General features: G+C 53.3%; 1 protein-coding gene. It reads left to right on the top strand.

The window, feature by feature from the left end:
- Positions 1-929, top strand: a 929-nt coding sequence (locus PROAA_RS12480; protein ID WP_186411657.1) for a CHASE2 domain-containing protein, incomplete at its 5' end; no start/stop codon positions are given.
- Positions 930-950: the final 21 nt, after the last annotated feature.

The raw sequence follows: 950 nt of genomic DNA, 5'->3' as shown, positions 1-950 counted from the left end.
GAAACGGCCCGGTCATCCATGTGGGAAGTCATTTTATCCCGATCGACAAGAAGGGATTCGCCTTGCTGCGTTTCAAAGGCAAGCCGCATCTCTATGATGCCGTCTCGGCGGTAGATGTTTTGAATGGCGCTTCTCAAAAAGCCGGCTTCAAGGACAGGATCGTGTTCGTTGGTTCTTCGGCCGCAGCCTTGAACGACTTGCACAGCACGATATTCGACTCGCAGTTTCCGGGCTTGAAGATGCAGGCTGTGACCGTAGATAACATCGCGAATGACGATTTCATCCGTGAGCCCTCATGGAGTGACAAGGCAGTACTGCTAGCCTCCATCGCCATGGGCCTCCTCGTTTCCGCTCTATTCATCGTACTGCGCAACCCCATGCAGCTTATTCTTGGCAGCTCGGCGCTGGCTGTCCTTGCCTTCCTGGGTTTCGCCTACCTGATCCATTCCGCATCGATCTTTATCTCGCCGCTGATGCCCATGATGGTTATCGCGGTCTTGTTCGCGCTATTCACCACCACAAGGTTCGCGATTGAAAAGCGACAAGCCTACGCATGGTTCAAGATGCTTGCCAACGCGCGTCAGCTTGTCATGGAATCCATGGCCGCGGTGGCGGAAACGCGTCATCCGGAAACTGGCGCCCATATCAAGCGAACGCAAAACTATGTCAGGGCTGTCGCCGAGAAGTTGCGAAGTGACGGCCACTACACGGAGATTCTGACCCCGGAGTTCATCGATCTCCTGTTTGTGTCTGCTCCGCTGCATGACATCGGAAAAGTAGGTATTCCGGACAATATCTTGCTCAAATCAGACAGTCTTACCCCGCCCGAATTTGAACTCATGAAAAAGCATGCGGAGTATGGAAGGAACATAATTTGCAGCGCAGCACAGATTGAGTCCCTAAACTGCTGTAAATCGGGTGGGGGGTAGCCACCGCTTCGATTCGGTAAA

Origin of the sequence: Candidatus Propionivibrio aalborgensis (assembly GCF_900089945.1) — a bacterium.
GTDB lineage: Bacteria > Pseudomonadota > Gammaproteobacteria > Burkholderiales > Rhodocyclaceae > Propionivibrio > Propionivibrio aalborgensis.
This window is presented reverse-complemented; position numbering and strand designations above follow the sequence as displayed.